This window comes from Oceanobacillus caeni, assembly GCF_042678465.1.
Lineage (GTDB): Bacteria > Bacillota > Bacilli > Bacillales > Amphibacillaceae > Oceanobacillus > Oceanobacillus caeni.
This window is the reverse complement of sequence record NZ_JBHTKV010000049.1, coordinates 1-9150: the sequence shown is the minus strand read 5'-3', so window position 1 is coordinate 9150 and position 9150 is coordinate 1. Positions and strand designations below refer to the sequence as shown.

Below are 9150 nucleotides of genomic sequence, written 5' to 3'. Positions count from 1 at the left end.
GAAAGCGAGCAAATACAATTTGAACGTAAAAGGCAATTTGAATCCTTTGTAAAAGAAAGAAAACTCAAGAAAAATCCTTCATTTCGTCATTACGCGAAAAAAATATATAACAAATTACTTTCTTAAGTATTGGGAACAATTGGATACCTCATATATAATAAAAGTATTCGTAATTGAAAGGAGTTTTTATTTGGCTAAGTTTTTTACAACCAAACGGATTATTATTGCAGTTTCACTTATATTAATTGCAATTATTCTATATTTCTATTCTTCCGCTTTCATGCCTTTAATATTAGCCACGGTTACAGCTTTCGTCTTAGAACCTTTAGTTCGGTTCCTGCAGAAACATTTAAAGCTTAAAACTAGGGCACCTGCAGTATTAATTTCATTTCTTTTGTTTGTTTTAAGTATCGCCTTTATATTTTATGTTGCTATCACTAGAGTCGTAAATGAAACAATACGATTTGCAGAAAGATTACCTTATTACATTATTGATATCAATGTCTTTATTGAAAAACTACTAGAGGATATTAATAAAACTGCGGCGGGACTTCCACCTATTTTTATAAATGAAATGAAAGGACAGATTTCTAACCTTCTAGAATGGTTGACCAATATGGCGCAGGGAATGATACCGATACTAGCGGGTTGGATACAGGGAATTCCTAATTTAGTAGTTGTTATTATTATCTATTTAATAGCTTTATTTTTAATAAGTATGGATCTTCCGAAATATAGAAAAATATTTTACTCCAAGTTCCGTGAAGAAAATGCTGAAAAAATCCAATATATTTTACAACGTTCCACTCGATTTTTTACGGGTTTTATGAAAGCACAGTTTTTCGTTAGTATTATTATTTTTATTGTAACGTATATCGGTCTGATCTTTATCTCTCCACATAATGCACTTGTCATGTCTTTAGTTATTTGGATAATCGATTTAATCCCAATCATCGGTTCCATTGTTATCCTTGCACCTTGGGCGTTATTTGATTTAATAGCAGGAGATACGAGTACGGGAATTCAATTGCTTATTTAAGCTGCAATATTATTAATCATACGTAGAACGGTTGAACCTAAAGTCATGGGAGACCAAATTGGTTTACCTCCTCTTCCAACTTTAATTGGTTTATGGTTAGGTTTATACTTCTTGGTGTCATTGGATTATTATCGGTCCATTATCCATCATCGCCATACTGTCAGCGAAAGAAGCTGGACTTATTAAATTGGATTTTAAAATATAACATCCAAAATGAAACCATGATGAGTGGTTTCATTTTTTGTCTAAGAAGGGGTATCTACTAAAATTTATTTAAATATAGAAAAGAATGGCACTATTTGTTATGATATAAAAAACCATCTATTTACGAACCTTTCCATACCTAAATTGTGAAATATTTCACTATACCACATTAAAAGCATTATCTATTATTCTATTAACAAAAATTTTTTATAGAAAGTAGGTTTTATTTTGAAAGGCGAATTAAAATGGGGGCTTATGATTTTATTTTTTGTTCTTATAGCGTATATCCTCCCCTATACACTACTAACAAATGTGACAAAATGGTATGGGAGTTTCTTTGTTTGGATCATCCTAGCCGTCATCGTTATTGGGATTAATTATTTTATAACAAAGGATTGGGGTAAAGAAAAATGAGTACAACTTTAGTATGGAGCGCCATTGTTATATATGTCGCAGTTGCCATTCTCATTGCATTTTTATCAAGGTCTGGAAAACAAAATAACATGAATAGTTACTTTCTTGGAGACCGAAAGATGAATGGGTTTGTATCTGCGCTTAGTTATAGTGCCACAACTTATAGTGCGTTCATGTTAGTAGGGCTTGCTGGTCTTACATATAATGGTGGAGTTGGAGCATTAGGTTTTGAACTGATTTATTTAATGGGGGTTTCCCTCGTTGCCTTTTTTGGACCAAGGTTTTGGAAAGTAGGTAAGAAATTTGGCTATGTAACCCCATCCGAAATGTTAGGTGATCGCTATGATAGTAAAACAGTAGCAATTCTCGTTGCTGTCTCGAACTGTATTTTTTTAATTCCTTATAGCGCGGTTCAATTATCAGGTGTTGGTTACTTATTACAAGGTGTGACAAATAATGCTATTTCCTTTTCTACTGGTGTTATTCTTGCTACAGCATTAGCTATTTTCTTCACTTATATCGCAGGAATTAGATCAGTGGCATGGACAGACTCCCTACAGGCACTTTTTATGATTATTACTTCTACTATTGTAGTGCTAGTATTAATTAAAGGGCTCGGTGGTTTTAGCGGTTTCTTTGGCACACTTGAAACAAAATACCCTCAATATTTAACCGTTCCTGGAAATGGCTTTTTTAGCTTTCTAAACTTTTTAGGTTTAAGTCTACCTTGGTTTTTCTTTAGCTTATCCAATCCACAGGTTAGTCAAAGATTGTACATGCCTTCATCACTAAAAAGTATGAGGCATATGCTTATGGGATTTTTGATATTTGGATTGATTTATACGATTGTGGCAATTATTTGGGGGTATTCCGCTTTAATCATGTTTCCAAATTTAGAAAATGCGGACATGGCAACACCATTAGTTCTTCAATCAGATCTAATACCGCCAATTTTGGGGGCTATCGTTATGGTAGGAATTATGGCAGCTGCCATTTCGACTATTGATTCCATTTTACTTACCCTTTCATCTTTGTTTGCTAGGGATGTATATGGGAACGTGAAGAAGAATACAAGTGATTCCGCACAACTTAAAGTTGGTAAATTTATCATTCCTGTAATAGCAGCTTTAGCATTTATCTTTTCGCTAATGGAAGTTAACCTGATTGCAGTTTTATCTGTTTCTTCCTCCGCTGGTTTGTTAGTAGTTGTACCAGCCATAATCGGGGCGTTCTTTTGGAAGCGTGGAACGGCAGCTGGGGTTATTTCTAGTGTAGTAGTTAGTGGATTCATTGTTATTATCCTGGAATTGATGCAAATAAAGCCTTTAGGTTTAGCTTCCGGACTTTGGGGTATTCTTATTTCAACCATCCTTTTCATCAGTGTAAGTTTGCTGACAAAAGCACCGGAAGAGAAGGCGAAGGGGTTCTTATCTGTATAATATAAAGTTTAGAAGAGATTAGGGACATAGGAAAGTCTAAAAACTATCCTATGTCCTATTGAAGTTAGTGTGATCATTTTAATCCACTAAAATGTAAGTAGCTTTTATCGGACCATGAACTCCAACAATTAAATTCATTTCAATATCCGCACTATTACTTGGCCCAGATATAAAACTTACATAAGATGCAACAGTCTCCCCTTTAAGCGTTGCCTCATGAATTTGATTAGCTGCTTGTGTCATGCGAGGAACAAGCGTACTTTTTGGAATAATGGCTATATACGTTTTGGGTAATAAACTAATGGAGCGGCCATTATTTTTATTATTAAATAATGTCACAGTAGCGGATTCAGCTAATGTAATATCACTAAATGTAATTCCTACATCTGCCTGTTCCGCAATTACCTGATTTCCCTTTCCTAATTCGGGATCCCAAATATGAACATTTACATTTTCATCTAAATTTTTATAAAAACGGTTTAGTCCATATTTCTCATTACGAGGATCATTGGATACTATAATCGACTTTCCATCATATTTCCTAATCGTTTCTTCAAGAACTATTGGTAATTCCATCTGATCTGTTTGTATAAAATCAGTATGGATAGCTTCACACTGTTTTTCTAAAACTTCAACCAATTCATCCTGCGATGCCCCTTTAAATACTTCATATTGAGGATAAACGCTCCAATCAGGCCGTGCTACCCCTTGGGTTCGACGTGGCCTGTTAAGTCTATCGGCTAGATTATTTAAAAATGACTCCTTATTTTGAACGTTCATGTTGTTCACTCTCTCTTTCTTTAAACCAAGCACGAAATGACTTTTTGCTAGGGGCAGGAAAATCACGTACATCTGTCCATCCTTTTAGAGGCCCTGGTCCATTTTCAATCATGTCCTCGTCTTTGATCCATGGGATTAAAGCAGGCCTTGCTAATTTAGTACTTATTTTATAAGCGGCAGGACTTGATGACCATTTAGCAAACCCATTCATCAAAATCTTTTCAGTCATTGGTGCCTTATTCTCCCTTTCCACGATAATTTGTCGGTGGCGGATAAGCATTTCATGTAATGGAATTTTAACTGGACATGCTTCTGTACAAGCACCACATAAAGAAGATGCATAAGGAAGTTCTTTATGATCATCATATCCATCCAATAACGGCGTAATAACCGCACCAATTGGTCCTGGATAAATGGAATTGTATGCATGACCTCCAACATGTCGGTAAACTGGACAAACATTGATACAGGACGCACAGCGTATACAATGAAGAGCAGCTTGAAATTCCGTTCCTAAAATTTTCGAACGACCATTATCAACAATAACTAGATGATAATCATCAGGGCCATCTACTTCATCCTCTAAGCGCGCCCCACCATAGGTTGTGATATAACTAGTTAACTTTTGTCCAACAGCCGATCTCGTTAATAAACTAACAAGTACTTCCATTTCCTCCCATGTAGGGACAATGCGTTCCATCCCCATCACCGTGATAACAGTATCTGGAAGGGTAGTTACCATTTCTGCATTTCCTTCATTCGTTACTAACGTAATTGCTCCTGATTCTGCTATAGCGAAGTTGCATCCCGTAATACCAACATCAGCAGATAAGAAATCTTTACGTAATTCCTTTCTAGCAAAAGCAGCAAGCTCTTCTGGGTCATCGGATTTATCATACCCTCTTTTTTTGGCAAAAATATCGCGGATTTGCTCCTTGTTCTTATGTAAAGCAGGGGTAACAATATGAGAAGGTGCTTCCTCATCCAACTGCAAAATCCATTCTCCAAGATCTGACTCGACTACCTCCACCCCTAAATCCTTTATCGCTTTATTTAAACCAATTTCTTCCGTTACCATAGACTTCGCTTTCACTACTTTTCTGGCGTTTTTCTTTTTAACGACATTCTGAATATAATGGTTCGCTTCTTCAGCAGTCTCCGCGAAATAGACATTTCCACCTTTATTAGAAACTGCATCGCTCAATTGCTGTAAATAGAAATCAATATTTTCTATTGTATGTGTACGAATTTCTTCTCCTAACCTGCGCCAATCTTCCCAGTTTCCAAGTTCTTCTGCTTGAGAAAGTCTTCCAGCTCTAAATCTCCCTTGTGCGGAAGAAACGGCTTCACGCATGAAATCATTCTCAATCCCTTTTGTTATACGTTCATTATACGGAGCTTCCCCAATTTTAACGCTCATGTAAACTCCTCCATCCATTAGTGAGTATTTAATATTTCTGTAATATGGATAACTTCTACTTGTTTCCCTTCTCTACGCATTCTTCCACCTATATTCATAAGACATCCCATATCACCACCAACCAAGTAATCCGCTCCTGTCTCGGATACATGCCTTGATTTTTCTTTTACCATTTCCCGAGATATGTCAGGGTTTTTCACCGAGAATGTTCCACCAAAGCCACAGCAATCTTCTGCAACGGGAAGTTCAATTAATTCAACTCCCTTAACATTTTGCAAAAGTTTCCTTGGCTGATCCTTAACACCAAGAATTCTTGTCATATGGCATGATGGATGATAGGTCACTCTTCCTTTAAATGTGGAACCAACATCTGTTATTCCAAGAACATCAACAAGAAATTGCGTTAATTCATAGGATTTATTGGCAAGATCCCTTGCATCCTCCTCCCACTCTTTATCTCCCGCAAATATCTTGGGGTATTCTTTTAACATTCCAATACATGATCCAGAAGGACCTACGACATATTCCGAATCTCTGAAACTCCTCATCATCTGTTTCATAGATTGTTTTGCTTCTTTTAAATAACCACTATTAAAAGCTGGTTGACCACAACAAGTCTGGGATGCAGGAAAATCCACCGCACAGCCAGCTCTTTCTAAAATCTCAACCGTATTTTTTCCAACGTCTGTAAAAAACATATCACTTAAACATGTAATAAATAAGGATACTTTCAAACCTCTCACCTCTTCATTATGTAGACTACCAAGATAGCTTCTTACCATTTATCAATATGTTTAAATAGATCTTTATTTACCTCTTCTAAATGATCATGCATACATTGCCCCGCAAGTTCTGAATCCCTATCTTTTAAAGCATTAAAAATCCTTTCATGTTCCAAATATAACTTTTCAGATCGCCCCTGCGAATATAACAAGACTTTCCTTGTTTCACGAATGGATTCGGTAAGTAGATCGGACACACTACTCATTAGGTTGATAAGTAACTGATTATGTGTTGCACTTGCAATCGCCATATGAAAATCGGTATCCGCACTTGCTGCTAGTTCATCATTATCTTTTGCATTTTTCATAACAATTAGTGCCTTTTCTATTGGCATTAAATCTTCCTCTTTATAAACTTTTGCAGCAAGGCTGGCTGTTCCTACCTCTAATATTTTCCGTAGTTCATACAACTCTTTAACATCGTTTTTCTTCATTAAAAAAGCTGTAGTAACAGGCAAAGTGAATCTAGACGGGTCAAAATCCTTTACATAAGTCCCTTCCCCTTGTCTCATCTCAAGTAACTCCATTGAACGAAGTCCGCTAAGTGCTTCCCGAATAGCAGATCTACCAACATCAAAATGATTTGCCAGTTTTTCAACAGAATCTAACTTATCCCCCGGTTTTAGTTGTTTATTTTTAATCATCTCGATTAAAGAATCTGCCACTTCTTCGTAGATTTTTCGCTTTCTTATTTTTTTATATTCCAATTCATGTTCAACCCCTGTTCATAGTTGTTGGATTTCTTAAATCTATTAAATCCCTTCTAGTTGTGATGATAATCTATTGTTATATTTTTTGATACAATGGTTCACTCCTAAAGAAAGTAATCTGGCAAAATTTTAATGTTTAATCAGCGAGGCATAATACCTTGCCGATTTTGTTTTTAAATGAAGTAGAAACAGAATCCTTCCAACAAAACTTAACCGCTAACTTCTTCAAGATTTGAATCACTTTGCTCCTTCACTTGACCATTACCTTTGATCGAAATAATCGCAATGAAACTGACTAATGCAGCTAAAATCATATAAAGCGCAACCGGTACGTAAGAATTGTTAAAAGTGGCTAATAATGTTGTTGCCACAAGCGGAGCCGTTCCTCCTGCAAATGCCGCACCAAGCTGATATCCTAACGAAATCCCGGTATTACGTATTTTCGCCGGGAAAAATTCCGACATCATCGTTCCCTGGACAGCATTGAGGGAACCCCAGATGAATCCCAAACCAATAACCGTTGCTAAAATAAGTAAAAATACCGAACCTTGTTGCAGCATCCAGAAATATGGAAAAGCATATAATACAGTCGCCACAATACCAAATAGGTAAATTCTCTTTCTACCAATTCGATCTGATAGATGTCCAATAATCGGAATAAGAATCGTAGCAACTAAGGAGCCAATTACAACCGCATTCAAAGCCTCGGACTCATTGAATGACAAATTGGATGTTGCATAAGAAACGATAAATGTTCCATATATGTAGAATGGTGCCGTTTCAACTACTTTTGCCCCCATCGCGATTAACACTGCTTTCCAATGGTAACGTAATGTATCTGCAATCGGAAGCCTTGATATTTCACCCGCCTCTTGGGCTTTTTTAAATGCGGGAGTTTCATCAATACCTTTCCTAATCCATAAACCGAATAAAACAAGTAAGACACTTAATAAAAACGGTACACGCCATCCCCAAGACATGAACTGCTCATCTGGTAGAAGTGTCATCACCGACATAACCAAGGAACCTAAAATCAATCCCAGGGAAATCCCTATTTGCGGCACACTTCCAAATAACCCCTTTCTATTTTTCGGTGCATATTCTACCGCTAACAGTACAGAACCGCCCCATTCGCCACCAAGTGCCAACCCTTGCACGAAACGTAAACAAGTTAGAAAAATTGGCGCCCAAATACCAATCACTTGATAAGTAGGCAGCAGCCCCATACCAAAGGTAGATAAGCCCATTAAACTGAGCGTTAGTACTAACGTCTTTTTCCTACCTAAACGGTCCCCAATATGACTAAAAAGGACTCCACCGATAGGTCGTAAGAAAAAAGCAACTGAAAAGGAAGTATACGCAATAATTAACCCCAATACTGGATCCTCACTTACGAAGAATAACTGGTTAAAAACTAAGGCAGCAACCGTACCGTATAAAAAGTAATCAAACCACTCGATCGCACTACCTATTAAACTAGCACAAAGTACCCTTACATTCCCCTTTAACATTGTTTTTCTCCCCCCAATTAATTAATTCACCCCAATTTAAATCGCTTACAATTCTCGGATAGTTCATATGTTGCCAACTCATCAGATGACCCGATAACCTTATGTTCGTATTCTATCATGAGTTTTAGGGCTTGTAAATATCATTTTCAAAGGAAATGAATTATCCAGTATATTCCATTTTATTTGGTTTTAATAACTTAAAAGTTGTTGTAACAGTACTTTTATCTTACTCATAAGTGCAACAATACAATTGGAGTTACATATAACTTTTCTTATTCAACTTAAAAAAAGACAGGAATCTTCCTCCAAGGAAATAATCCTGTCTTTCATTCTAAACTGAGTCACTTTTTTTCTTCTTAAAAATCATACTCCTCTTCCTTAGCCTTACGAATATTCGTATGGGTTTCAGTTAACACTACTGTATCTTCGACTAAACGTTGGATCCGGAAGATAATATCATCATTGATTATTTCTTTCCTGTAAAAGTCCTTTTCTTCAATAAATACATACGATTGAACAACTTGTGCTTTCATATAAGATAAAATCGGTTTTAATTGTTGTTCTACGATTAAATAATGTTTGGGTGATCCAGCGGTAACAAGGATACTTACGATTTTGTCCCAAAATGATTTTTCAGGAAGCAAATCAAATATATTCTTCAATGTAGCAGGAATAGATGCTTGAAATATAGGTGTTCCAATTATGATGGCATCTGCTTCCATTATTTGTTTTGTAACGAATCCAGTATCACCTTCATATTCCAAATAATTTCGCCCATCACTAAATTGAATATCGTAATCTGCTAGGTCAATTAGATTAAATTCTACTTCTGGATATTTTTCTAAGATTTC

Annotated in this window: 9 protein-coding genes; 3 read left to right on the top strand and 6 right to left on the bottom strand. The window is 36.2% G+C overall.

The annotated features are described in order from the left end of the window. Window positions 1–190: 190 nt before the first annotated feature. From ytvI to ACFQ18_RS17590, 3 genes are all read left to right on the top strand, one after another. Window positions 191–1039: a sporulation integral membrane protein YtvI gene (gene ytvI / locus ACFQ18_RS17600; RefSeq protein ID WP_379566859.1), complete on the top strand. Its 849-nt coding sequence runs from the start codon at window positions 191–193 to the stop codon at window positions 1037–1039. 432 nt (window positions 1040–1471) lie between these two features. After that, a complete protein-coding gene (locus tag ACFQ18_RS17595; protein ID WP_047184509.1) occupies window positions 1472–1657 on the top strand; it encodes a hypothetical protein in 186 nt (61 codons plus the stop codon). Then, entirely contained in the window at window positions 1654–3096 is a 1443-nt protein-coding gene (locus ACFQ18_RS17590) for a sodium:solute symporter family protein (protein ID WP_204798799.1), read from the top strand. Before ACFQ18_RS17595 ends, ACFQ18_RS17590 begins: the two co-directional genes overlap by 4 nt. Window positions 3097–3174: 78 nt before the next feature. On the opposite strand, the gene ACFQ18_RS17585 is transcribed toward ACFQ18_RS17590, so the two are convergent. The 6 genes from ACFQ18_RS17585 to ACFQ18_RS17560 all read right to left on the bottom strand — a co-directional run. Beyond that, window positions 3175–3876, bottom strand: coding sequence for a LutC/YkgG family protein (locus ACFQ18_RS17585; RefSeq protein ID WP_204798800.1), 702 nt, complete (start codon window positions 3874–3876; stop codon window positions 3175–3177). Then, window positions 3860–5296, bottom strand: a complete 1437-nt coding sequence (locus ACFQ18_RS17580; protein WP_204798801.1) for a LutB/LldF family L-lactate oxidation iron-sulfur protein — start codon at window positions 5294–5296, stop codon at window positions 3860–3862. The genes ACFQ18_RS17585 and ACFQ18_RS17580 overlap by 17 nt, the downstream gene beginning before the upstream one ends. Window positions 5297–5313: 17 nt before the next feature. Further along, a complete protein-coding gene (locus tag ACFQ18_RS17575; protein WP_047184536.1) occupies window positions 5314–6030 on the bottom strand; it encodes a (Fe-S)-binding protein in 717 nt (238 codons plus the stop codon). Window positions 6031–6071: 41 nt separating this feature from the next. Further along, entirely contained in the window at window positions 6072–6785 is a 714-nt protein-coding gene (locus ACFQ18_RS17570) for a FadR/GntR family transcriptional regulator (RefSeq protein WP_204798802.1), read from the bottom strand. A 212-nt stretch (window positions 6786–6997) separates the two neighbouring features. Continuing rightward, on the bottom strand, window positions 6998–8299 hold the full coding sequence (locus tag ACFQ18_RS17565) for an MFS transporter (RefSeq protein WP_047184504.1): 1302 nt from the start codon (window positions 8297–8299) through the stop codon (window positions 6998–7000). Window positions 8300–8655: 356 nt separating this feature from the next. Then, the coding region (locus ACFQ18_RS17560; RefSeq protein ID WP_379566855.1) for an NADPH-dependent FMN reductase at window positions 8656–9150 on the bottom strand (495 nt) is incomplete at its 5' end.